This is a genomic window from Acidobacteriaceae bacterium (genome assembly GCA_028283655.1).
GTDB lineage: Bacteria > Acidobacteriota > Terriglobia > Terriglobales > Acidobacteriaceae > Granulicella.
The window spans coordinates 2,083,426-2,106,333 of the sequence record JAPWKE010000003.1 but is presented as its reverse complement, the minus strand read 5'-3'; the positions used below and the strand labels follow the sequence as shown (position 1 = coordinate 2,106,333).

The following is a 22,908-nucleotide window of genomic DNA, read 5'->3' as shown; positions in this document are numbered from 1 at the left end:
GATGCCCTGGCCGCTCACGGCCCGGAAGATACCTAGAGATGCTGCTATGACTTCGAGAATACGGTAGAAAAGTGCACAGTCCGATATTCGGGAAACCCTGCCTCAAAATTAGCAGAAATTTCTCTGCGATAGTGCGTGAACCTGCCTGTCGCAAGCATTTGCGGAGAGAAAGCCCGCAGATCGGAGGCCGTGCTTTTTGCCGGAGAAACGATGCCGCGATCTTCATGCTCCGATCATGCGGCCGGAGTCAAAACGTGGGATACTTTTCTCTGGGCATAACGCTAGTTTTGCGTGGAAGTCCAGCCAAATGCTGCCCAGCCAAAGGCTGCGGCAATCCCTGGGGAGGGTTCAGTCCTGGGCAAGAACATGGTTCCCACGAGCCTCTTCTTTACGAAGGGTGTCGGCAAGCACAAGGACCGGCTCACCTCCTTTGAGATGGCGCTCGGCGACGCTGGCATTGCTGCAGAAAACCTTGTCCGGGTTTCGTCGACCTTTCCACCCAACTGCAGGCTGCTGACCCGGAAAGAAGGTCTGAAGCGTCTTCCTCCGGGCGATGCTGTTTTCGCCGTTGTTGCAGAGAGTGCCACGCGCGAGCCGCAACGTCTTGCGGTCAGCTCCATCGGCGTGGCGATCCCGACGGACCAGAACGCCTTCGGCTACCTCTCCGAACATCACGCCTTCGGCGAAACCGAGGAGCAGGTTGGAGATTATGCAGAAGAGCTTGCCGCAGAGATGCTTGCCACCACGCTCGACGTCGACTTTGACCCTGACAAGAGCTGGGATGAGAAGAAAGAGATCTACAGGATCTCGAACAGGATTGTGCGTACGGCGAACGTAACGCAGTCGGCGGTTGGCGACAAAAACGGTCGTTGGACTACGACGATCGTTGCAGCGATTCTGCTGCGTGACGACGCGAAGTAACCCGAAGCGCAGGGGCAGTATGAGCAATGGCGCTGACGAAAACCGTTGGCGCTTTTGATTTGTTTGAAGGAAGACCACGTAAGGAGCAGGGAAGAAGAATGGCTGCGAAAACTACCCGAGTTGCATTGATTCAGATGTCGTGTGAGGCCTCCACCGAGGCGAACCTGGCGAAGGCCGTCGCCCGCGTGCGCGAAGCCGCGCAAAATGGCGCAACCCTCATCTGCCTGCCGGAGCTCTTCCGTGCGCAGTACTTCTGCCAGCGCGAAGACCACGCGCTCTTTGACATTACCGAGGCCATTCCGGGGCCGTCCACTGCGGCGCTTGCCGAAGTGGTTCGCGAGTACAAGCTCGTTGTTGTGGCGAGCCTCTTTGAACGTCGCGCTCCGGGGCTGTATCACAACACGGCGGCGATCCTTGACCACGCAAGCCCCAACCAGGACTGCCTTTCGTCGGTGTATCGCAAGATGCATATCCCGGACGATCCGCTTTATTACGAGAAGTTTTACTTCACGCCGGGCGACCTTGGCTTCATGGCGCAGCGCACTTCGGCTGGTCCGATTGGCACGCTCGTGTGCTGGGATCAGTGGTATCCCGAGGGCGCTCGCGTTACCGCGCTGAAGGGCGCGGAGACGCTGTTTTTCCCGACGGCCATTGGCTGGCATCCCAGCGAGAAGGAAGAGTATGGCGAGCGCCAGTACGACGCGTGGCAGACGATTCAGCGTTCGCACGCGATCGCAAACGGCGTGTTCGTCTGCGCGGTGAACCGCGTGGGCCACGAGCACGGCGATGTGGAGCATAACGGCGTGATGATGAAGGGGCCCGAAGGCGCAGGCCTCGAGTTCTGGGGCGGCAGCTTCATCGCTGATCCCTTCGGCCGTATCCTCGCCAAGGCGTCGCACGACAAGGAAGAGATTCTCTACGCTGACCTTGATGCGAAGGAAGTGGAGATTACGCGTCAGCACTGGCCGTTCCTGCGCGATCGCCGCATCGACGCCTACGGCGGCATCACCAGCCGCTTCCTGGACTAAGGCTTCCAATCGGAGGATCTCGCTACGGCGTGGCGGGGTCCTTCTTGTCTCCAGATGACATTCGCAGCGCTTTGCCGACGTTCTTCATCGAAAGGCCCAGGGCGTGTTTGGTCTTGTGATAGCTGGTGCCAAGCGCGTTGCTGGTTTTGTCGTCGGCGAGCGAGAGTGCCGCACCGGTGTCGTCACCACCTAAGGCAATCGCTCCGGCGGTCGTTCCGCTTACGGCGATGACGCCCTGGGCGGGATGCTTGCCGGGGAGATACCAGGCGATGTCGTTTTCGGGCATGGCGTCGAGCCTCGCAATCGGTTCATCCGCAAAGTTCGTCGTCGACATCTTGGTCTCAAGCGGCCATGCGGTGGAAGCGATGAACGTCGATCCATTCATCGGGTGCTTGATCTCTCCCAGATTGATGAGTTGCGTCACCTTCATGGGCGTCATGTCTTCGCAATGGTCTGCGCCGCAACCGGCTTTGCAGAGCGTTTCATTCAGGAACGACGCGTGTTTTCCCGGAGATACCCAGACCTTTGCGCCGTGATGTTCTGCCTTCAGCGTGGACGCGCGAGCGATCTGGCTGACTTCGCAGACGGTGTTCTCATGCGCGGCAGCGTACCAGTACTCTGCCGTCCACTTCGCTTTATTTCTGTCTGGCGAAGAGGCTTCTACGAGGGCGGCGACGTGCTCGGTGTCGAGGGTGTGGCCGCGTGCGCCGCAGTCTTTGGCCCAGAGGTGGTAGAAGTGCAACTCCACGAGAGGGTGCTCGGGGGTGGAATGCTTTGCGAGGAACGCCTGGCCGTAGATGGTACCGTCTTCGGCCAGTGGTTTCGGGGAGACGATGCCCGGAGTGAACTCCGCTGGCAGACCGGCGCACTCATGCTGACCGATCGAAAACGATGGAAGAAACTGCTCCAGCAACTGCTGCTCGAGTGCGTCGGGCAAGCCATCATGGTCGCTGTCGATCGTTGACGTCTGCGAGTGCATGGCGCTCGTGCAGCCTAGTAGGAGGACGGTGCAAATCAACCATTGCCAGCAACGAAAAGGGCCCATGCTCTATTTTCACATTTGCCCACTAAAATGATCGAAGCATGAGCTCTCAACCCGTCACCTTCCGTATGCCCGCAGAGTGGGCTCCGCACGCCGCTACCTGGATCGCCTGGCCCCACAATGCGGAGGACTGGCCTGGCAAGTTTCAGCCGATTCCGTGGGTCTATGCCGAGATCGTTCGCCTGCTCTCTGCGGTCGAAGATGTGCATCTGCTCGTCAACGATGCTGCCGCAGAGAAGCGCGCTCGTACGATTCTGACGCGGCAGCACGCGACGCTTGAGCGCATTCACTTTCACCAGTGGCCGACGGATCGCATTTGGCTGCGTGACTCCGGCCCGATCTTCGTGAAGAACGCTGCTGGCGAACGGCAGATCACGGACTGGCGCTTCAATGCCTGGGCGAAGTATCCGAACTGGAAGAACGATGACAAGATTCCGTCGCGCGTGGCGAAGCTGCACAAGATGAGCTCCGTGCAGCCCGAGATCACGCTGGCGAACGGCAAGAAGCAGCGTCTCGTGCTCGAAGGTGGATCGATTGATACCAATGGTGAAGGCATCCTCATCACCACGGAAGAGTGTCTGCTCTCGGACGTTCAGCAGCGCAACCCCGGCGTGACGAAGGAGCAGCTTGAGGCTGCGTTTCAGCAGTACCTCGGCGTCGAGAAGGTGTTGTGGATGAACCGCGGCTGTGCAGGCGATGACACGCATGGCCATGTCGATGACATCACACGTTTCGTCGGCAAGAACACGATCCTGACGGCAATTGAGGCGAACAAGAGCGACGAAAACCACGAGCCGCTGGCGGAGAACCTCGACCGCTTGAAGTCTGCACGCAACCTGAGCAAGCGTCCGTTCGAGATCAAGACGCTGCCCATGCCCGCGCCGGTGGTCTTTGAAGGGGAACGCCTGCCCGCGAGCTATGCGAACTTCTACATCGCGAACGGGCTTGTGATTGTGCCGACGTTCAACGATCCCAACGATCGCATCGCGCTGAACACCCTTGCAGAGTGCTTCCCGAAGCATAAGGTTACGGGGATCAACTGCACCGATCTGATCTGGGGCCTCGGTGCGCTGCATTGCCTCTCGCAGCAGGAGCCTGCTTAGGCTTCTGCAACGGAACCAACTCGGCTGCGGCTGCGTACTAGCAACATTGCCTCGTTCGAAAAGGATGAATGCTCCATGCTGAAACCAGCCGCAGCTTTTCTTTGCCTCGCGCTCTTTGCCGTTCCAACTGCTGTCAATGCGGCGGAGAAGACGACGAACGCGCCTGCCTACACCGCCAAGAAGGATCTTGTTGTGCCGCAGCAGTATCGCGAGTGGATCTTCCTTACTTCCGGTATGGATATGTCGTACGCGGTGGGCGCCGATCCTGCGCATCATCGCTTTGACAATGTCTTCGTCAACCCCGAGTCATATCGTGCCTTCCTGGCGACGGGGAGATGGCCGGAGCAGACGACGTTTATCCTCGAAGTGCGTGGAGCTGACAGCCCGGTCTCGATCAACAAGCGCGGCCATACGCAGTCCGCTGATGTGATGGGGCTTGAGATCCACGTGAAGGACAAAGGCGCGTGGCGCTTTTATGAAGCGGATGCCGGGGCGGCTGCGGCAAAGGTTGTTCCCACCACGGCCGACTGCTATAGCTGCCATGAGCAGCACGCTGCCGTGGAGACGACGTTCGTGCAGTTCTATCCCACGTTGCTCCCCGTTGCGACGCAGAAGCACACACTCTCGCCCGAGTATCTGAAGCAGATCGAAGTACTCAACCCGTAGCAACTTTTATCAGGAGTTCCTCCGTTCTATGAGCAAGCCCTGGCCACCGCCGCCTGACCTCGAATCCATTAACGAAATCGTAGCCACCATTGACGTCGAAGGCTTCCTTGCCGAAGGCGCTCCGGGGGACGAGTACGAGATCGAGGCTGAAGAGATTCACGAATTGCTCAGCACATGGACGATCGCGGAGCTTACTGCCGAGCGCATCGAGCCGGTTCTGTCGGGCATCTGGCAGGGAGCGTTCGAGCTTGATGATGCAGCCCTTGCCACGCGGCAGCCGAAGCTTCGCGCACTTGCGGCTGAGATTGCCAAGTTCTTCGGCCCTGCTGCCAAACCGCAGGTGCGCGGCGCGTAGAGTTCGGGCTCGTAAGGCGTTCCATTTATAGTTGTCCTTCGGAGTGAAGCTTGCTGCTCCGCGCAGAGATAACGCATGAGTGAAATCTCCACCAATCTCGACTGGCTTGAACGCTGGCAGGCGCAGCATCATGCTGTGGTCACCATCGAAACACTGGAGACCGGCGGCTGGATGGTGGTTATCGACACCGGCCAGCGCGCGCTTGACGTTACGTTGGCGAACACGCGCAGCGATGAAGCGGGTTGGCTTTCGGCAAGCGTGGCCAACGGTCTCTTCAAGGGGGCAGGCTCCAGCCTCGATGCCATACTGACGACGTTTCGCCACTGGATCGAGCAGAGAACTTATGCCTGAAGAGTTTCGTCCCGCACTCGTCGCGTACCTTCGCGAGCAAGCGAACCCCGCGCACAAGTACGGCCATCAGCCGCGGCTTTATGCGCTCACGCAGCAGATTGTTGCCGCAGAGCAACTCGTGGTGGATGATGACGTGCTCTTCGCGGCGGCGTTCCTACATGATCTCGGCGTCTTCATCGGGCATCGGCCCGAGTCACCCGAGCAGCTGAAGCAGTGGGACCATGTCGCGTATGTGCGCGAGCAGGCTCCGCGCATCCTTGCAGACGTCGGTTTTCCATCGGAAAAACTGACCGCAGTCATAGAAGTTATCGAGCAGCACCAGCCGCACGATACGCCTACTTCGCCCGAAGCCATCGTGCTTCGCGATGCTGACATCCTTGAGCAGCTCGGCGCGATCGGCGTTCTTCGTACAGCGGCAAAGCTTGGTTCGGACACGCGTTTTCATCGCTTTACCGATGCGAGCCGCAGCCTTCAGCGGGTGCTGGATACGTTGCCGCAGCAGATTCGGCTCGAGGCTACGCGTGCTCTTGCCGCTCCGCGTATTGCTGCATTGCGCAGCTTTCTGCTCGCGCTCGACGCCGAGGCGGGCTCGCATCTCGAGTAGTTTGGGCGCATGCTAAGAGCATATGCGTGCCCGACATCTCGCTCTCTCCGTCGCTCTCGTCGCCTCTACCGCAGCCGCCCAGCAAACCACTCTCTTCCGCAACGCCACACTCGTTGACGGCACCGGCGCGCCCGCGCAGCAGCACGTCGATCTCACGATTCGTGATGGCGTCGTTGTCTCGGTTGCTCCCACGGGCAAGGCCCGCAGCCATGCCCCGACAAAGGTCGTCGATTGCACGGGCAAGTTCATTATCCCGGGCCTCATCTCCGCACACTCGCATCTTGGCGTGCTGTTGAACAACGCAACGCCTTCGCCGGATGCGTACAACCGCGCCAACGTTACGGCTTCACTCGATCAGTTCGAACGTTTCGGCGTCACGACGGTGACTTCGCTCGGCCTGAATACGGACCTGGTTTACACGCTGCGTGAAGAGCAGCACGAAGGCAAGCTCGGTGGAGCTACGCTGCTGACCGCTGGCCGTGGCATCGGCGTGCCCAACGGCGCACCACCGTTCAAGACTGCGCCGGGACAAGTTGATCGTCCGTCAACGCCGGAAGAAGCCCGCAAGGACGTTGACGCGTACGCCGCGCACCACACGGATATCGTGAAGGTCTGGGTCGACAACTTCTACAACAAGGTTCCGAAGATGGACCCCGCGATCTATGCTGCGGCTATCGATGAAGCGCACAAGGACCACCTGCCCATCGCGGCCCACGTCTACTACATTGCGGACGCGAAGAAGCTGGTTGCCGATGGCATCGACCTTCTCGCTCACTCGGTTCGCGACCAGCCCATCGACCCGGCGTTGATCGCAGCGATGAAGCAGCACGGTACCTGGTACATTCCTACGCTGGCGCTTGATGAAGCGTTCTATCTGTACGCCAAAGATCCGGCGTTGCTGAAGAGCCCGTTCTTCCGTGCCGCTGCGGGCCCCGATCTTCTTGCCACGCTGGAGGCGCCCGACTATGCGAGCAAGACGCTTGCTGCTCCTCTGACGCCGCAGCATGAGAAGGACGAGGCGATGGCGCGCGCGAACCTCAAGCGCGTCTATGACGCGGGCATCCCTGTCGCTTTGGGGACCGACTCGGGTGCCACTCCTGGCCGCATCCCCGGCTTCAGCGAGCATCGCGAACTGCAGGATCTTGTCGCCTCTGGCCTGACGCCGCTGCAGGCGATTACGCTGGGCACTGGCACCACAGGCAAGTTCATTCACAAGCTCAATCCAACGCTGCGTGTTGGTGAGTTGAAGCCGGAGTACTCCGCAGACTTCATCGTTCTCACGGCGAACCCGCTCGCGAACATTCACAACACGGAGCACATCGCAGCGGTGTATCACCACGGCAGGCTGATCCCGAATCCTCCGCCTGCACCGGCAAACTAACTACAATCATCTCGATGCCTTTGCAGGATGAAATGCTCGACGATGAATCTCTGATGCGCCTCGCTATGGACGACGCCCGCGCTGCTGAAGCAGCGGGCGAAGTCCCTGTCGGGGCCATCGTGCTTTCGGCGGAAGGCGAGATTATCGGCCGCGGCAACAACCAGGTCATTCGACAGAATGACCCAACAGCCCATGCCGAGATTGTCGCGATGCGCGCGGCTGCAGCGCATTTGGCGAACTATCGGCTTACCGGATGCACGCTTGTCTGTACGCTGGAGCCTTGCGTGATGTGTGCCGGAGCGATGACCCATGCACGCATCGCGCGCCTCGTGTACGCGGCACGTGATCCGAAGGCTGGTGCCGATGGCTCCGTGATGCAGGCGCTTAATCATGGCGCTCTGAACCATCGTATTGAGGTGACAGCGGACGTTCTCGCAGCGGAGTGCAGCAGGATGCTCACAACGTTTTTTCGATCGCGTCGCAACAGCGGAAAGCTGGCGTAATCGAAATTTCGCTCCAATTCTCCCGCTCCGGGTTTGCTGTTAGAAACAGGTTCCCGACGCTTCACAAAACGTAATTAGCCATCGTCTCCGGAAATCGCATCACAACCTGTGAGCGATGGAAAGGTGTATCCGATGGCAACGGGGAAAGCGGCAAAGAAGAGTTCAACGAAGAAAGCTCCGAAGAAGTCAGCAAAACGATCAACAACGCCGCCTGCGAAACGATGGTCGGCAAAGGTGACGACAGACTCGACAAAGCCGGGTCCAGGACTTTTTAAGAAGTCTGCGAAGACCATCGCTGAGGGATTGTCGAAGAAGTCCGTTTCTCCGAAAGGCCCTGGTCAGGCGATGCAGATGCTCTCCTTTTACGAGAACAGAGGCGGCAAAAATCTTTCGTCGGAGAGGACGAAGACGCTTGAAAAAGCAAAGGATATTTTGCGGGAGAAGGAAGGCAAGTCTCCTCGGGAGTCTGCGAAGAAGACGGTAAAAAAGACCGTAAAGAAAACGGCGAAGAAGACTTCTGCCAAATCAAGCTCAACAAAAAAGGTCGCCAAAAAGACGACGAAGAAGGGAAGTCGCTAATGTCACGTCGTCTCGATCGCAAGGTTGCAGTCGTCACAGGTTCGGGTTCAGGCATTGGCAAGGCCATTGCTGTTCGTCTGGCCTCTGAAGGTGCCTCGATTGTTGTTGATTTTCGCAATCACAAGGATGAGGCGCAGGACACGGCGGACCGGGTTGCGGCAGCAGGCAGCAAGGCGATCCTTGTGCAGGCAGACGTCTCGAAATTGGCGGACACAGCGAACCTCGTCCAGCAGGCGTGGGCTCAGCTCGGTTCCTGCGACATCCTCGTCAACAACGCGGGCGTGGAGAAGGAGGCTGAGTTTTGCGATGTGACCGAGGCCGACTTCGATATGGTGCTCAACGTGAATCTCAAGGGGGCGTTCTTCCTGACGCAGGCCTTTGTACGCAAGCTTCGCGATGCCAAGCGTCCGGGGCGGGTCGTGAATATCTCGTCGGTGCATGAAGATATGGTCTTCCCGAAGTTCGCAACCTACTGCGCGTCAAAGGGCGGTATGCGAATGCTGATGCGCGATCTTGCTGTTGAGCTTGGTCCGTACAACATCACCATCAACAACATTGCGCCCGGAGCGATCGCTACGCCGATCAATGACTCGCTGCTCAACAACCCAACCGAAATGAAGGCTTTACTGCGTAACATTCCGCTGGGCAGGCTTGGCAAGCCGGAGGAGGTTGCCGGAGTTGCCGCGTTCCTTGCAAGCGACGATGCGGCGTATGTCACTGGTTCCACGTACTTCATTGATGGGGGACTGATCCGGAACTATCACGAGCAGTGACGCCGAAAGCTCATCTGCGAGACAATAGAGGGATGGAACTTCTTGTGTACTCCGCTGACTGGTGCCGTGACTGCCGCGTGGCCAAGCAATTTCTCGACACGAACAATATTCCGTATCGCGAGATCGACATCGAGACTACACCGGGAGCCGCCGACGAAGTGATCGCGCAGACCGGCAAGCGTGGTATTCCTCAGTTTGTGATCGACGGCAAATGGGTGCAGCCCTATCGTCCGGGGCAGGGCTTCCTGCATGAGGAGATGTCTGAACTTTTTGGTGTTGGAAACAAGTAATCGCATAGCGCGTGACGAAAATGAGAAAGGGCACGGCGTGAGCCGTGCCCTTTCTGTTTGCCCAAAGCAGTTTCTAGTGCCCGATCAGTTCATCATCGGCAGCGGCTTCGGCGGCGGCCCTGTCATCGATCGGACGCGAGGCGGGAACAACCGTAGCCGCGCCTTCGACGATGGGTTCGTGGCTGCCGAACGGCCAGCGCAAACGCAGGACGCGAGCACGAGAGTTCTCGCGATGCGACTGCTGCTGGCGACCCTTCAACAGATCGTCGATGGTCATCACGCCGAGCAGTTTGCCGTCGCTGGAGACGACCGGGTACGCCGTTAGCTTCGACGATGCCATGGCTGCGGCGCAGGCCTTCAGCGTATGGAACGGCGAGATTACCTGGGCTTCCGTCTGACCGAACTGCAGCAGCGGTGCTTGCGGATCGCCCGCGTTTGCCGCGTGCAGCATCTGCGAGCGCGTCAACACGCCGCAGAGCTTGCCCTCTGTATCGACCAGCGGGAAGATGCGCTGCCAGTGGGACCAGGCGGTGCCGCCACGCTCTTCCATCGTCTTCATCCAGTCGATGGCGTCCTGTACGCGAGCGTCCTGGTTCATGGCGAAGACGCTGGTGTGCATCGCCTGCGAGACGAGCATCGTTTCCAGAGGGTCGACGCTGAACTCGCGGCTCAGATGCAGGCCCTTGGCGCTTAGTGCTTCGGTCAGCATCGAGCGAGGTTGAATGAGTACGCTCAGGGCGTACGCCGCCATGCAGGCCAGCAGCACAGGCAGCATGAGCCCGGCGTTGCGTGTCAGCTCAAGCGCCAGCATCGCAGAGGTCAGCGGGCAGCCGATTGCAGCGGTAAGCGTTGAGGTCATGCCGACGACGACCCACGAGCCAGCCGACATCGTCGGCATCGCGTGGCCGAGGGTTGCCCCCATCGCTCCACCCAGCAGAAGCAAGGGAGCGAGAATACCGCCGGCGGTTTCCGAGCCCAGCGCAAAGACCCACACCAGCGTCTTGATGATGAGTACGCCCAGCAGGATGTGCCATGCCGTGAAGCGTCCGTTCGTGATCATTACCTGCAGCGTGCTGTAACCGACACCCAGTGCTTCAGGGAAGATCAGGCCGCCGATACCGACGCCCAGGCCACCGATTGCAGGCCACCACATCCAGTGGAAGGGAAGCTTGTGGAACATGTGCTCGCTGAAGCTGATCGCTTTGCTGAGGAACGCTGCGAAGAACGCAGCCACGATGCCGATGAGCAACGCGCCCAGCATCTGCTGATGATGCACGGGCTTGGTGGACGGCAGCATGGCAAACAACGCGGCAGGGCCGAGCAACAGACGGCGAACCGCACCTGCTGTAACGCAGGCGATGGCAACAGGGACGATGGAGCGAGGCTTCCACTCGAAGAGCAGAATTTCAACGGCAAGAAGGATCGCAGCCATCGGGCAGTTGAACGTCGCGGCCATGCCTGCGGACGCGCCAGCCACCATCAGTACGGTTCGTTCAGAGTCTGTCATCGGCAGCAACTGGCCGAGTACGGAACCGATCGCCCCGCCGGTCACGATCACCGGACCTTCTGCACCGAACGGGCCACCGGAACCGATGGCGATAGCTGTTGCGATTGGCTTAAGAACGGCAACGCGAGGGCGAACCTTACCGCCGCCAAAGACGATTGTCTCTACGGCTTCCGGCATACCGTGTCCGCGAACCTGAGGCGCCAGATAGCGCGCGATCACACCTACGATCAACCCGCCAATAACGGGGATGAAGATGTTCCACCAGTGCATGGTGGCCTGCCACGGATCGTGATCGACAAAGCTCCAGTGGCGGAAGTAGAACAGGTTGGTGGCTAATGCGATCAGCATCAGCAAAGCCCATGCGGCAGCAGCAGCAATTGCTCCAAGGGCTGCGGCCAAAGCACTCACATACAAGATGCGACTATCGGCCGTGTAATCGCGTAATCGGGCAGCTGCTGTAGGGGTCACTCCGTCTCCGAGTTAATAAGTTCTTGCAATGCGTGGATCAGCTCAGGTCCAACGCGCTTCACTTCCTGCATGTGTTCTGCGATCAGGGCCCGCAGAATTTCGTCGCCCTTCGGCGTCAACACAACCAGCGACCGACGAAGGTCCTTGGCATCGTTGCGACGCTCCACCAGACCTGCGCGCTCGGCGCGGTCGACCAACTCCACGGTGGAGTTGTGGCGCAGCACCATGCGTTCTGCCAGATAGGTAATCGACGACTGCTGATCGGAAGGCAGGGAGGCGATCACCTGCATCAGCTGGTACTGCTGCGCCTGAATGCCCGTACGCTCCGTAGCTACTTCGCTGAAAGACAGGAACTTACGTAGTTGAAAACGAAATGCGGCCAGATCCTGCAGGTACGGCGCAAAGGCAGCAGACAGCTCGTTCGTGTCGTTGCTCATAAAATCCTCGCTCATTCTTTATTATATCGCATTCCGACGTGGTTTGACGCTCCTCGGCCCACACTCAGATAGCTCCACAGGTAGGTATCGCGATATCCGAATACACTAGCAGGTGGCGAGCGTTGAAGGCATACCCATTTTGACGCCTAACCCTATCTTTTGTCGGAGTTAGCATGATTTCTCGATATAGCCGCCCGGTTATGGCCGATCTTTGGTCTGAACAGGCGAAGTTCTCGCGTTGGCTGCAGGTTGAACTGGCTGCCACGGATGCTCTTGCCGTAGCGGGACTCGTTCCCACAGAGGCTGCTCGCGAACTCCGCCAGCATGCCGGTTTCACCGTAGATCGCATCAACGAAATTGAAAAGACGACGCGCCACGACGTGCTCGCCTTCACCACCTCGGTTGCCGAGACGGTGCAAGCTGCAGGCTCTGACGCTGCGCGCTGGCTGCACTTCGGGCTGACCTCGACCGACGTGGTCGACACCGCGCAGGCGCTCGCGCTCGTAGAAGCTTCTGTGCTCATCCGTGCTGGAATCGTCCGTCTGCGTGAGGCCTTGAAGACCCGCGCGATCGAGTTCCAGCACACGCCGACGATCGGCCGCACGCACGGGGTGCACGCCGAGCCGACGACGTTTGGCATGAAGATGCTGCTTTGGTACTCGGAGATGGGTCGCAACCTACGGCGCTTCGACCTCGCTGCAGAAGATCTCCGCGTGGGTAAGCTCTCAGGCGCCGTCGGCAGCTTTGGCCACCTGCAGCCGGAGCACGAAGCCGCGATCCTCGCCGGTCTGAACCTTGAGCCCGCGCTGGTCTCTACGCAGGTGCTTTCGCGTGACCGCCATGCTCACTTCCTGGCCACGCTCGCGACGATCACCTCCTCGCTGGACAAGATCGCTACCGAGATTCGCCACCTGCAGCGCACGGAAGTTCGGGAGGCAGAGGAGTTCTTCTCCAAGGGGCAGAAGGGTTCGTCGGCAATGCCGCACAAGCGCAACCCGATCACCTGCGAGCAGATCTCGGGTCTCGCCCGTGTCGTTCGTGCGAACGCCCAGGTTGGCTTTGAGGATGTGGCTCTCTGGCACGAGCGTGACATCTCGCACTCGTCGGCAGAGCGTGTTGTGCTGGCAGACTCCTCGACGCTGACCGACTATTTGCTGCAGAAGACGGCGACTCTGATTGAGAACCTGCTTGTCTATCCCGAGCGCATGATGAAGAATCTCGAGCTTACTGGCGGCCTCGTTTTCTCGGGCCAGCTTCTGCTCGAGCTTGCGCAGTCCGGACTTACCCGCGAGGACGCTTACAAGACCGTTCAGACGCACGCGATGGACGCGTGGGAGAACGGCAAGAACTTCCGCGAACTCATCTACGCTGACCCCGTGATCTCGGCGAAGCTGAACAAGGAAACGATCGACCACGCGTTTGACTACACGCGTCAGCTTGCAAACATCGACAAAGTCTTCGCACGTGTTCTCGCGGCTGGCTGAGAGCGTTGGCTGGCCGATATCCGCGCATAACATGCCGATATCGGCCAAAGCACACCGCTACGGCGTATCATCAAGCCCGTGAGCCAGACGGTCTTCGGACGCCAAGCTCAATCCTTTTTGGAGATAGCAAACACCATGAAGCGCAAGAAAGTTACAGTCATTGGCGCCGGCAACGTCGGCGCAACTGCCGCCCACTGGATCGCGGCTAAGGAACTCGCAGACGTCGTCCTTATCGATGTGATCGAAGGCGTGCCGCAGGGTAAGGCCCTCGACCTTTTGCAGGCCATGCAGGTGGAGAAGCGCGACGTTGCCATCGTTGGAACCAACGACTATGCGGACACGGCAAACTCGGACATCGTCGTCATCACTGCAGGCATTGCTCGCAAGCCCGGCATGAGCCGCGACGACTTGTTGAACACCAACTTCGGCATCATGAGCCAGGTTGCGGAGAAGGCACTCGCCGCTTCGCCCAACGCCATCTTCATCATCGTTTCGAACCCGCTCGACGCCATGGCGCAGACCGCGTTCAAGAAGCTCGGCCTGCCGCGTGAGCGCGTGCTCGGCATGGCTGGCGTGCTGGACTCCGCCCGCTTCCGCACCTTCATCGCAGAAGAGCTCGAAGTCTCCGTAGAGAACGTTACGGCCTTCGTGCTCGGCGGTCATGGCGACACCATGGTGCCGCTCTCGCGTTACTCAACGGTTGCTGGCATCCCGATCACCGAACTGATCGAGCCCGCTCGCCTGAAGGAGCTCGAGGCCCGCACTGCCAACGGCGGTGCAGAGATCGTCAAGCATCTGAAGACCGGCTCGGCGTACTACGCTCCCTCGGCCTCGGCGGTGGAGATGGTTGAAGCGATCCTGAAGGACAAGAAGAAGATTCTGCCTTGCGCAGCGTATCTGCAGGGTGAGTACGGCATCAGCGGCCTTTACGTTGGTGTGCCGTGCAAGCTCGGCGCCAAGGGCCTCGAGAAGATCATCGAGATCAAGCTGACGGAGGAAGAGCAGGCTGCTCTCAACAAATCGGCTGAAGCGGTGAAGGAACTCTGCACCGTCATCGGCGTTGCCTAAGCAATACTGCAAGCAAGGAGAAAGGCCGCCTTCGGGCGGCCTTTCCTGTTTACCAATCTCCGCTCGCTCCACCGCCGCCGGAGTCTCCACCGTCTCCGCCGCTGAAACTGCTGCCACTATCGCTGCTCGAACTGGACGAGTCGCTCCAGGAACTCCACCCCACGGCGCTCGATCCGCCTCCGCTCGACCCGCCACGAGGCCCCTTGCGTGCAGCACGCAGGAGGGCGCGGATCACGAAAAAGAGAAAAATAAAGGTGCCGCCGATAAGCCCAAACACAAGGAGGACTCCGAGCACGCCGCCCAGCATGGCGAGCCTGGGATGGGTGGCACTTCGCTCCGGCGGTGCGAGGCCATCGGGATTGGCCGCCTGAGGTTGATCCTGCAGCGTTACCTTGGCGTCGGCGGCGATCGTCTCGGCGACTTGCACAAGGCTCTTCGCCACGGCACTGTCATAGTCGCGCGCACGAAGGGCAGGCACCATGCTGCGGCCGATGTCTCCGGCCTTCGCATCGTTCAGTGCGCCTTCAAGCCCATAGCCCACCTCGATGCGGTACTTGTGGTCGTTTGTGGCGAGCAGGATCAGGACGCCACGATCCGTCTTCTTCTCTCCGATCTTCCATGTGTGGAAGAGGTCGTTCGCATACTGGTCGACGTCTGTGCCATCAAGCGTTTTTACGGTGGCGACAAATATCTGCGCATGCGTTTTGTCATGTACCTCGCGGCAAAGAGCTTCGTCCTCCTCTTTTGCCTGCGAGGAAAGAACGTTTGCGTAGTCGTTTACATACGCTGTCGGCTGTCCCAGAGAAGCTACTGTTTCTGCCGAGGCCACAGCGCACGTTGCGAGCGCGATCGTCAGCAGGCTAAGCCATATCTTCCGCATGACGCCATCTTACGCGCGGCGTAGTGACGGTGAGTGACGCTGCATAGCTCTAGTGTCAACTACCTTGTGCAATAGGCTTTGCAGGAGCAGAGACATCGCGTAGCGTAGGGGGATGCGTCCAGCATCACTGAATTCCAGCAGAGTTACAGAGCTCTTTGCGGCCGGACTTTTCCTCGTCTACGCCGTTATCCTGTTTGCGCATCGAACCCCGCCCAGCTTTACGGACTTCAGTAACTGGACCTATCAGGGCGTTCTGCTGCACAACCATCTTCTCGGTGTTCCTGATCCGGCACACCTGCTGAAGCAATACCCCGTGCCCAACAGTGCAAACACTGTCGGCATGGCACTGCTGGCCTTATGCCTGCCATGGGTCGTCGCTGTGAAGACATGGCTATGTCTGCAGTTCCTTGTGGCTTTCTTCTGCCTTCGTTCTCTGGTGCGTGCTGTGGGAGCGCATCCTGCTGTCTGGATCATCGTTCCCGGAGCTGTCTTTCTGAACGTGAATCTTTGGTACGGCTTCCTCAACTTCCAGCTTGGCCTCTGCTGGGTTCTGCTGCTGGCTGCGCTATTGCTGCGTCGCGCTCAAGGCGTTGCTCGTGGCGATCTGCCTGTTGCCGGGTTGCTGCTGCTCGCGTTCTTCACGCACATGGTGCCCTTCGCGTTCTGCTGCCTGCTGTTGCTGCTGTACGTCTGGCAAACGGAGCGCTGGCGTACGCTCTGGGTGGCTGTTCCAGCCTTTGCGATGACGATCTGGTATGTGCTCGGCCGCTACCTGGTTGCACGCAACGCTGATGGTGACACCGGAATGCAGGACGCTGCACCGTACCTGTCGCGCCTCTTCTGGGCGTTCAAAGTGAACTCCTGCCTGAAGTCCTTTGGCTTGGTAAACCCACTGTCTGCGGACTCCATCTGGCTGGGCAAGGCTGGCTTTGCGGTGCTGCTGTGCGCGAACGTTCTGCTCATCGGCATCCTGCTGCTTCTTGCTGTTCGCGCCGCCCGACGGTCGTTCGCTCAGTGTACGGCGGACCGCTTTCTCTGGTTGGCGATCCTCAGCATGGTGCCGTTCTACCTGTTACTGCCGAGCGTGATTCTCGGAATCTCTGACCCCGGTGCTCGAATCTTCCAGATCTTCAGTGCGCTGGGCATCGTGCTTGCCTGTATGGCAGGGCGCGCGTTGGCGGCTTGGGCTGCTGGCGCTTCGATGGTTCTGAGCGTTGCCGCAGTGCTGCTCTTTGTACGCTTCGGCTTTCAGCCTGTATGGAACGCAGACGAACACGCCTTGCACGCCATCGACAGGCTCGCCCATGTGCCCAACAACGATCAGGATTACTTCTACGATGCGTTGAACCAACGCGACTTCAGCCTGAAGGTTTTTCCGACCGGGCTCTTTCTAAACACAGCATCGGCATCAATCCATCGGTAACTCATGCGCAAACGACACTGCCCGCTCCTCATGAGGAGCGGGCAGTGTCGTTTTGAACGTCTTGCAACTAGTCGCGTTCGATCGTTACCGACTCAAGCACAACCGGCGTCTTCGGGCGGTCCATGCCATCGCGGCTTACCTTCGAGATCTTCTCGACGATGTCATAGCCCTCGGTGACTTCACCGAAGATGGTGTGCTTGCCCGTCAGCCAGCTCGTGTCTGTGACGGTGATGAAGAACTGCGAGCCGTTGGTATTCGGGCCGGAGTTCGCCATAGCCAGCTTGCCCGGAGCCTTGAAGGTCTGCGTCGAGGTCTTGGTCTCATCGGCAAACTTGTAGCCGGGGCCGCCCATGCCGGAACCCATCGGATCGCCGCCCTGGATCATGAACTCCGGGATCACGCGGTGAAAGATGGTACCGTCATACAGCTTGTCGGTCTTCTTGCCGGGAGCGTTCCACTCCTTCGTGCCTTCTGCAAGGCCGATGAAGTTGGCAACCGTCTCGGGTGCTTCTGCGGTAAAGAGCTTGCACTTGATCGTGCCTTCCGTCGTCTTGAACACAGCAATTGTTGACATAGTTATCTTGCCTTTCTGTTGTTGCGAAACTCTACGTTTTCCATCTTACGGATGTGCGACAGCCGGGGGGCGGCTGATTGGTGAAGAATCATACGGTACGACGTTCTGCGGTCCCGGGGGGACGGGCGGCAGTGGTTGACCGTCCGGCACAATCGACACCTTGTTGATGATTACCGGCGTGGTCGGCTTGTCTTCTGCATTGCGTTCCACGCGTGCAATCGACGCCACCAGCAGCACCGTGTGCGAATCGCACTGGCCGAAGATGGTGTACGAGCCATTCAACTCCGGGTGCGCCTGCTCGGTGATGAAGAACTGTGAGCCGTTGGTGTTCGGTCCCGAGTTTGCCATCGCCAGACGTCCCGGAACATCGAAGCGCAGGGAAGGGGAGGTTTCGTTGTCGAAGAAGTATCCTGCGTCGCCCGCGCCTGTTCCCAGGCGATCGCCGCCCTGGATCATAAAGCCGGGAATCACGCGGTGAAACGTCACGCCATCGTAGAACGGCTTGCCGTCAACCTTCTTGCCGGTTGCGGGATCGGTCCACTCCTTCGTGCCCGTTGCCAGGCCGATAAAGTTCTCGCTGGTTATCGGTGCTTCGGTGGCGAAGAGCTTGCAGACCAACCGACCCATCGTCGTGTCGAAGACGACGGTCGGCCCCGTCGGTGCAGCCGGAGCTTCCTGGTGCGTCATCGTGCTGGGAGCGTCCGGCAACTGCGCCGAGCTTTGTGCCACGCACGAAACCGCGAGCAGCAGCATCGCCCCAACCAATCCAAACAGTGCAAAGCGTGTACGTATCATTCCGCTCTCAAGGCTACTCCTTCCTCCGCTTCGAGCCAAGCTCTGCACGCAGCCTCGGCGTTCCCTTCCCACAAGCCCTGTGTCCGGTTGAGTTTCGTCTACCGCACAGCCGTTTTCTCCACGGCCCTCATCACGCGCAGCATATTTCCGCCCAGCACCTTCTTCACCTGCTCGGCTGTGTAGCCACGCGCCACGAGGCCGCGCGTAATTTCGGGCAACTGCGCTGCCGTTTCCATGCCCGCAGGCGCGAGTCCGATGCCGTCAAAGTCAGAACCAATTCCAACATGGTCGATCCCTGCGACCTTTGCTACATGGTCGAAGTGGTCGAGCAGCATCTCCACGCCGGGCAGTTCGCATCGTGCGGCAAACTCCGTGCGGTAGAACTCGCGCTCCACGCGCATCCGGGTCACATAGGGCACAGGCTCGCCGCGCTCCCGGAACGGTGCGGCGGCTGCTTCATGCAACGCCTTCCGCTCGTCTTCGCTGGCGTCCCACGCATCCCGCCAGCAGTCGTCGAGGAAGGAGGGATAGAAGTTCACCATCACCATGCCATCGTTGGTCGCCATCGCGCTCAACTGCTCATCGGTCAGGTTGCGTGGTGAGTTCGCCAGCGCTCGCGCACTCGAATGCGATGCCACGATCGGTGCCTGCGTCGTTCGCATCACGTCCCAGAACGTGGCATCGGAGACGTGGCTGACGTCCACCATCATGCCCAGTCTGTTCATCTCGCGAATCACGTCGCGCCCGAACTCCGTGAGACCGCCGTGGTGCGTCACGCTCTCATCGTCGAGGTCGCCCGACGAGTCGGCCCACTCGTTTGAGTTGGCCCACGTTAGCGTCATGTAGCGGATGCCCAGCGCATAGTAGCAACGCAGCAACGCGAGGCTGTTTTCAATCGCGTGCCCACCCTCAAGCCCGAGCAGGATGCACAGCTTGCGCTCTGCATACGCGCGGTCGATGTCGTCCGCACAGGTTCCCAGCATCAGATCTTCGCTATGCCGGGCCAGTTGCTGATACACGCCGTCGAGAAGCTGCAGCGTGCGATGCGCAAAGCGTCCCTTCCACTCGCTGGGCTTCGGCCAGATGGCAAAGAACTGAGCTCCGAGGCCGCCTGTACGAGCGCTCTCGAGATTCAACATTCCATCGCCCAAAGCATCGGAGAAGTGCCAGCCCTCGTCTACAAAACGCTGCGGTGTATCCGCGTGGCCATCAATGACCAGCGACGAAAAGTGCAGATCCTGCCAATCCAGATTGTTGCTCACGCTAAAAAGACCTCGCTGAGCTTGAGCATATCGCGGACAACTCCATAGCTGCTCCTCTCGTCACACTTAGTCGAGTGAGGTAAACACCATGAACTTCAATAACGGAACGACCGAACTGCCCGTAGGCAAGCTGCCCTCGCAGCACGAAGATGTCCTCGACAACGAAGAGACGAAGATCGACAGCGTCGCCATGGAAGGCGCCAAGAAGGCGCAGGAACGACTTCACAAAAACGAAAACACCAACTCCAGCAACACCATCTTTTCCAAGTAACTCTTTTCACGAGAGCAGTCTTCACGATCCGTCAGTTCAGCTGACGGGTCGTGTCTTGTTTAGCGCTTCGGATAAGAAGAACCAGACCCGCAAATCACTTCGCGCACAAGCTATCAGAATGCCTGAGCGCCAGCCTCTGCAATCTCCTGCTCTTGCGCTGCAGCGCAGCCACTTACGCCGATTGCACCCACCACGGCGTTATCCTGCAGCACCGGCACACCGCCAGTAAGCAGCGTCGTCCGCCCACCCGTCACACCGTAAAACTCCCCGCCCGGCTGCGCCTTTTTCGCCAGATCTTTTGTTGCCACATCAAAAGCCCGGGCTGTCCAGGCCTTGTCTACTGCCAGTTCGACGGATGCGAGCCACGCGCCCTCCATCCGTTCGAACACCAGCAGGTGGCCTCCGGCGCATACCACTGCGATGCTCACGGACTGCTTTAGCTCTTCGGCCTTCTTTCTTGCCGCGTCCACCATTCGGCGTGCGTCTACCAACTGCACTGACTTTTGTATGGCACTCATTACTTTGTCTCCTCGGGTGATATCAACAGTCCTATCCACTCCCACTTCCGTAGGATGCGCCCCATCTTTTTTGCGAAGCCTCCGGGCGAACTCTGCTTGTAAGATGTAGCTGCCGCGTCCACCGGCGTTGTTTTAAGCCGTCTCCGGAGCCAGCGACATGCCGTACCGAATTCGAACAGTAATGCCTGCTCCGCCTGCTCGACGTCTGCACGCGCGCATGGCCTCCTGGTTGGAGTCCCGCATCGTCGCATGCATCCTTGCGCTTGCGGCTGTCCTCATCACGCTCCTCGCGCTTATTGGCTGGTGGGTCGGGCATCCCGTGCTGGCATCGTGGCTTCCGGGGTTTGCGACGACCAAACCATCGACCGCACGCTGCATCCTGGCTCTAGCCATCGCTGTGCTGCTGCATCTTCGCTCGAACAGGTGGGCTGCTCGGCTTGCCTACGCCGCCTTGCTGGTGGCCTTCGTTCTCAGCTTTGGCAGCGCACTGGAGTACCTCACCGGCCACAACCTTGGCATCGATCAGTTTCTGCTTCACGTCTCTGCAGACAAGTACGGCGATCCGGCCGGCCGCATGTCCCGTGCCACAGCGTTTACGCTTTTGCTCTCCACCGTGGCTATCTTTTTTGTGCGTCGCGTTCCGCGCGTAGCGGTGGTCCTCACCCTGTGTGGAACCTTCCTCTCGGTCTCGACGCTCGTCGCCTATTGCTTCCACTTCGGTCCGTTCCCGGAAGTTCTCTGGTTCCGCTCCTTCGCCATTCCCACGGCCGTCAGCATCCTCTTTGTGCAACTTTCGACGCTCTTCCTGCTGCCGAGGCAGGAGCCTTTGTACTCCTTGACCGCGCACATTGGCGAAGGCAATCGCAAAGGTCTTTTGCTGCTCAGCGTAACGCTGCTGCCGCTGCTGCTCGCGTTTCCTCTGCTCGAAGGCTTCCGCTCCGGGCTCTTCGACGCGCCGTTCACGATGGCGCTGCTCGTGGTCATTCTCATCGCCATCCAAAGTCTGGTCCTCTGGCACGACAACCTTGCACTGGCAGCCGCCCAGACCAGCCAGCAGATGGCCGAACAGGCCATGCTGCAGAGCGAAAAGCTAGCTGTCATTGGGCGACTCTCCGCTTCCATCGCGCATGAGATCAACAATCCGCTTGAGGCTGTCAGCAATCTGCTCTTCCTCATTCAGGGCTCGCAAACCCTCGCAGAGATTCAGGAGTACGCTGCCCTTGCCGAGCAGGAGGTGCTTCGCGTCACGCAGATTACCAGCCAGACGCTAAGCTTCTACCGCGAAAACCATGCGCTCTCGCACTGCTCTCCGGACGATCTCATCCTCTCTTCGCTCAAGCTTTTGCGCGGACATATTGACGCGGCAGGAGCGAGCTTCGCCTACGAACAGTTGAACCCCGTTGGAGCTGTCCTCTGCAAGGACGGAGAGTTGCGCCAGGTGCTAATCAACCTCATTGGCAACGCTGCAGACGCGACGCCGCATGGCCACATTCGTATCCGTCTCCACGCTTCAAGAGAGTGGAAGGGCCGCGGTCGTCCTGGCATTCGCATTCTCATTGCGGACAATGGAAGTGGTATCCCGGCTGAACTCCACGCGCGCATCTTCGAGCCTTTCTTCAGCACGAAGGGCGATCAGGGCAACGGCATTGGTCTTGCCCTGGCTCGTGCCCTCATCGAACAACATCAAGGCTCGCTCACGCTGCGCTCTTCCACCAGAGCAGGGCATAGCGGAACCGTTTTCTGCCTCTTCATGCCGCTTGCGGAGCCACTCCACGACCAGCGCCTAGCTGCAGCCACGCAATAGAAAAGGGCCGGATGCAGATCGCATCCGGCCCTTTCTTTTCATCGTTCTTATCGCGTAAAGAAGTCCTTCACCTGCTGGACGAATACGTCGCGGCCCATGTCCGAGATCGCCTCCGTCAGCGGCAGCCCCTTCGGGCAGGCCTGTACACAGTTCTGCGCAAAGCCGCACTCCTGCACGCCGCCATCGCCAGCCAGAGCACGCAGACGCTCTTCCTTCAACACCGATCCACCCGGGTCAAGATTGAAGAGCTTCGCCTGGGCAATCGACGCTGCACCGACGAAGCCGGTCGCATCGTTGAACTGCGGGCACACTTCCATGCAGATGGTGCACGAGATGCAGTTCGACAGCGGATAGCGCTGCTCCTGCACCTGCGGAGCCTGCTTGGCGCCCGCACCGAGGTCATACGTGCCATCGATCGGCACCCACGCCTTCACCTTCTTCAGGTTCTCGAAGAGCACCGAGCGGTCGACCGCAAGATCGCGCACGACGGGGAACTTCGACAGTGGGGCCAGCGTGATCGTCTTGTTCTGGTCGCCGCCCTGCAGCTTGTCCACCAACGCCGAGCAGGCCATCATCGCCTTGCCGTTGATCAGCATCGCGCAAGAGCCGCAGATCTCTTCCAGGCAGTTCGAGTCATACGTCACCGGCGTCGAGGGCTTGCCCTCGCACGTTACCGGGTTCATCGCCACTTCGCCCAGCACCGACGTAATGTTCATGCCCGGGCGGTAGGGGATCTCGAACTTCTCCACCACTGCTGCCGCATCCGGCGTTGCCTGACGCTTGATCTCGACTTTAATCGTCCGTGCCATCTCGTTGCTCCC

General features: G+C 59.5%; 27 protein-coding genes. 17 read left to right on the top strand and 10 right to left on the bottom strand.

Going from position 1 to position 22,908, the window contains the following annotated elements:
* Positions 1 to 366 precede the first annotated feature (366 nt).
* The gene (locus PW792_11780; protein MDE1162610.1) at positions 367 to 921 is read left to right on the top strand and encodes a pyruvoyl-dependent arginine decarboxylase; all 555 of its coding nucleotides are present in this window, start codon (positions 367 to 369) and stop codon (positions 919 to 921) included.
* A gap of 98 nt (positions 922 to 1,019) precedes the next feature.
* Entirely contained in the window at positions 1,020 to 1,949 is a 930-nt protein-coding gene (locus PW792_11775; GenBank protein MDE1162609.1) for a carbon-nitrogen hydrolase, read from the top strand.
* 22 nt (positions 1,950 to 1,971) lie between these two features.
* Here the strand turns inward: PW792_11775 and PW792_11770 are convergent, their stop codons facing one another.
* Entirely contained in the window at positions 1,972 to 2,928 is a 957-nt protein-coding gene (locus PW792_11770; protein MDE1162608.1) for a hypothetical protein, read from the bottom strand.
* Positions 2,929 to 3,032: 104 nt separating this feature from the next.
* Between PW792_11770 and PW792_11765 the strand changes: the two genes are divergently transcribed.
* The 7 genes from PW792_11765 (at position 3,033) to tadA (ending at position 7,954) form a co-directional block, all read left to right on the top strand.
* Complete coding sequence (locus tag PW792_11765) at positions 3,033 to 4,094, top strand: agmatine deiminase family protein (protein MDE1162607.1); 1,062 nt, start codon at positions 3,033 to 3,035, stop codon at positions 4,092 to 4,094.
* Between the two features lie 75 nt (positions 4,095 to 4,169).
* Positions 4,170 to 4,760 (top strand): cytochrome P460 family protein, encoded by a 591-nt coding sequence (locus tag PW792_11760; GenBank protein MDE1162606.1) that lies wholly within the window; start codon positions 4,170 to 4,172, stop codon positions 4,758 to 4,760.
* 28 nt (positions 4,761 to 4,788) lie between these two features.
* Positions 4,789 to 5,115 (top strand): hypothetical protein, encoded by a 327-nt coding sequence (locus PW792_11755; GenBank protein MDE1162605.1) that lies wholly within the window; start codon positions 4,789 to 4,791, stop codon positions 5,113 to 5,115.
* A gap of 75 nt (positions 5,116 to 5,190) precedes the next feature.
* Positions 5,191 to 5,466, top strand: a complete 276-nt coding sequence (locus PW792_11750) for an Imm53 family immunity protein (protein ID MDE1162604.1) — start codon at positions 5,191 to 5,193, stop codon at positions 5,464 to 5,466.
* Positions 5,459 to 6,070: an HD domain-containing protein gene (locus PW792_11745; GenBank protein MDE1162603.1), complete on the top strand. Its 612-nt coding sequence runs from the start codon at positions 5,459 to 5,461 to the stop codon at positions 6,068 to 6,070. The genes PW792_11750 and PW792_11745 overlap by 8 nt, the downstream gene beginning before the upstream one ends.
* Before the next feature lie 22 nt (positions 6,071 to 6,092).
* Positions 6,093 to 7,451 carry an amidohydrolase family protein gene (locus PW792_11740; protein MDE1162602.1) on the top strand — a complete coding sequence of 453 codons (1,359 nt, stop codon included), beginning with the start codon at positions 6,093 to 6,095 and terminating at the stop codon, positions 7,449 to 7,451.
* A 32-nt stretch (positions 7,452 to 7,483) separates the two neighbouring features.
* Entirely contained in the window at positions 7,484 to 7,954 is a 471-nt protein-coding gene (tadA, locus tag PW792_11735; GenBank protein MDE1162601.1) for a tRNA adenosine(34) deaminase TadA, read from the top strand.
* 74 nt (positions 7,955 to 8,028) lie between these two features.
* On the opposite strand, the gene PW792_11730 is transcribed toward tadA, so the two are convergent.
* On the bottom strand, positions 8,029 to 8,247 hold the full coding sequence (locus PW792_11730; protein ID MDE1162600.1) for a hypothetical protein: 219 nt from the start codon (positions 8,245 to 8,247) through the stop codon (positions 8,029 to 8,031).
* Here PW792_11730 and PW792_11725 point away from each other — a divergent pair.
* From PW792_11725 to PW792_11715, 3 genes are read left to right on the top strand one after another with little or no spacing between them, the layout of a single operon-like run.
* Positions 8,189 to 8,533, top strand: a complete 345-nt coding sequence (locus PW792_11725; GenBank protein MDE1162599.1) for a DUF3175 domain-containing protein — start codon at positions 8,189 to 8,191, stop codon at positions 8,531 to 8,533. The two genes, PW792_11730 and PW792_11725, sit on opposite strands and share 59 nt — an antisense overlap.
* Positions 8,533 to 9,306: a glucose 1-dehydrogenase gene (locus tag PW792_11720; GenBank protein ID MDE1162598.1), complete on the top strand. Its 774-nt coding sequence runs from the start codon at positions 8,533 to 8,535 to the stop codon at positions 9,304 to 9,306. The genes PW792_11725 and PW792_11720 overlap by 1 nt, the downstream gene beginning before the upstream one ends.
* A gap of 32 nt (positions 9,307 to 9,338) precedes the next feature.
* Complete coding sequence (locus PW792_11715) at positions 9,339 to 9,596, top strand: glutaredoxin domain-containing protein (GenBank protein MDE1162597.1); 258 nt, start codon at positions 9,339 to 9,341, stop codon at positions 9,594 to 9,596.
* 73 nt (positions 9,597 to 9,669) lie between these two features.
* Here the strand turns inward: PW792_11715 and PW792_11710 are convergent, their stop codons facing one another.
* A complete protein-coding gene (locus tag PW792_11710) occupies positions 9,670 to 11,571 on the bottom strand; it encodes a chloride channel protein (protein ID MDE1162596.1) in 1,902 nt (633 codons plus the stop codon).
* Positions 11,568 to 12,008, bottom strand: a complete 441-nt coding sequence (locus PW792_11705; protein MDE1162595.1) for a MarR family transcriptional regulator — start codon at positions 12,006 to 12,008, stop codon at positions 11,568 to 11,570. Before PW792_11705 ends, PW792_11710 begins: the two co-directional genes overlap by 4 nt.
* A 173-nt stretch (positions 12,009 to 12,181) precedes the next feature.
* On the opposite strand from PW792_11705, the gene purB reads away from it, so the two are divergent.
* Entirely contained in the window at positions 12,182 to 13,492 is a 1,311-nt protein-coding gene (gene purB, locus PW792_11700) for an adenylosuccinate lyase (protein MDE1162594.1), read from the top strand.
* 135 nt (positions 13,493 to 13,627) lie between these two features.
* Positions 13,628 to 14,560, top strand: a complete 933-nt coding sequence (mdh, locus tag PW792_11695; GenBank protein MDE1162593.1) for a malate dehydrogenase — start codon at positions 13,628 to 13,630, stop codon at positions 14,558 to 14,560.
* 49 nt (positions 14,561 to 14,609) lie between these two features.
* Here the strand turns inward: mdh and PW792_11690 are convergent, their stop codons facing one another.
* On the bottom strand, positions 14,610 to 15,440 hold the full coding sequence (locus PW792_11690; protein ID MDE1162592.1) for a TPM domain-containing protein: 831 nt from the start codon (positions 15,438 to 15,440) through the stop codon (positions 14,610 to 14,612).
* Positions 15,441 to 15,552: 112 nt separating this feature from the next.
* On the opposite strand from PW792_11690, the gene PW792_11685 reads away from it, so the two are divergent.
* A complete protein-coding gene (locus tag PW792_11685; protein ID MDE1162591.1) occupies positions 15,553 to 16,863 on the top strand; it encodes a hypothetical protein in 1,311 nt (436 codons plus the stop codon).
* A 67-nt stretch (positions 16,864 to 16,930) separates the two neighbouring features.
* Here PW792_11685 and PW792_11680 read toward each other — a convergent pair whose 3' ends face one another.
* The 3 genes from PW792_11680 to PW792_11670 form a co-directional block, all read right to left on the bottom strand.
* On the bottom strand, positions 16,931 to 17,437 hold the full coding sequence (locus PW792_11680; GenBank protein MDE1162590.1) for a peptidylprolyl isomerase: 507 nt from the start codon (positions 17,435 to 17,437) through the stop codon (positions 16,931 to 16,933).
* Positions 17,438 to 17,482: 45 nt separating this feature from the next.
* Positions 17,483 to 18,229: a peptidylprolyl isomerase gene (locus tag PW792_11675; protein ID MDE1162589.1), complete on the bottom strand. Its 747-nt coding sequence runs from the start codon at positions 18,227 to 18,229 to the stop codon at positions 17,483 to 17,485.
* Positions 18,230 to 18,330: 101 nt separating this feature from the next.
* Positions 18,331 to 19,494, bottom strand: a complete 1,164-nt coding sequence (locus PW792_11670; GenBank protein ID MDE1162588.1) for a dipeptidase — start codon at positions 19,492 to 19,494, stop codon at positions 18,331 to 18,333.
* Between the two features lie 88 nt (positions 19,495 to 19,582).
* Between PW792_11670 and PW792_11665 the strand changes: the two genes are divergently transcribed.
* Positions 19,583 to 19,765, top strand: a complete 183-nt coding sequence (locus PW792_11665) for a hypothetical protein (protein ID MDE1162587.1) — start codon at positions 19,583 to 19,585, stop codon at positions 19,763 to 19,765.
* Positions 19,766 to 19,878: 113 nt separating this feature from the next.
* Here the strand turns inward: PW792_11665 and PW792_11660 are convergent, their stop codons facing one another.
* Positions 19,879 to 20,283: a heme-binding protein gene (locus PW792_11660; protein MDE1162586.1), complete on the bottom strand. Its 405-nt coding sequence runs from the start codon at positions 20,281 to 20,283 to the stop codon at positions 19,879 to 19,881.
* A gap of 157 nt (positions 20,284 to 20,440) precedes the next feature.
* On the opposite strand from PW792_11660, the gene PW792_11655 reads away from it, so the two are divergent.
* Positions 20,441 to 22,087, top strand: a complete 1,647-nt coding sequence (locus tag PW792_11655) for a HAMP domain-containing sensor histidine kinase (GenBank protein ID MDE1162585.1) — start codon at positions 20,441 to 20,443, stop codon at positions 22,085 to 22,087.
* Positions 22,088 to 22,134: 47 nt separating this feature from the next.
* Here the strand turns inward: PW792_11655 and sdhB are convergent, their stop codons facing one another.
* Entirely contained in the window at positions 22,135 to 22,896 is a 762-nt protein-coding gene (sdhB, locus tag PW792_11650) for a succinate dehydrogenase iron-sulfur subunit (GenBank protein ID MDE1162584.1), read from the bottom strand.
* Between the last annotated feature and the right edge of the window lie 12 nt (positions 22,897 to 22,908).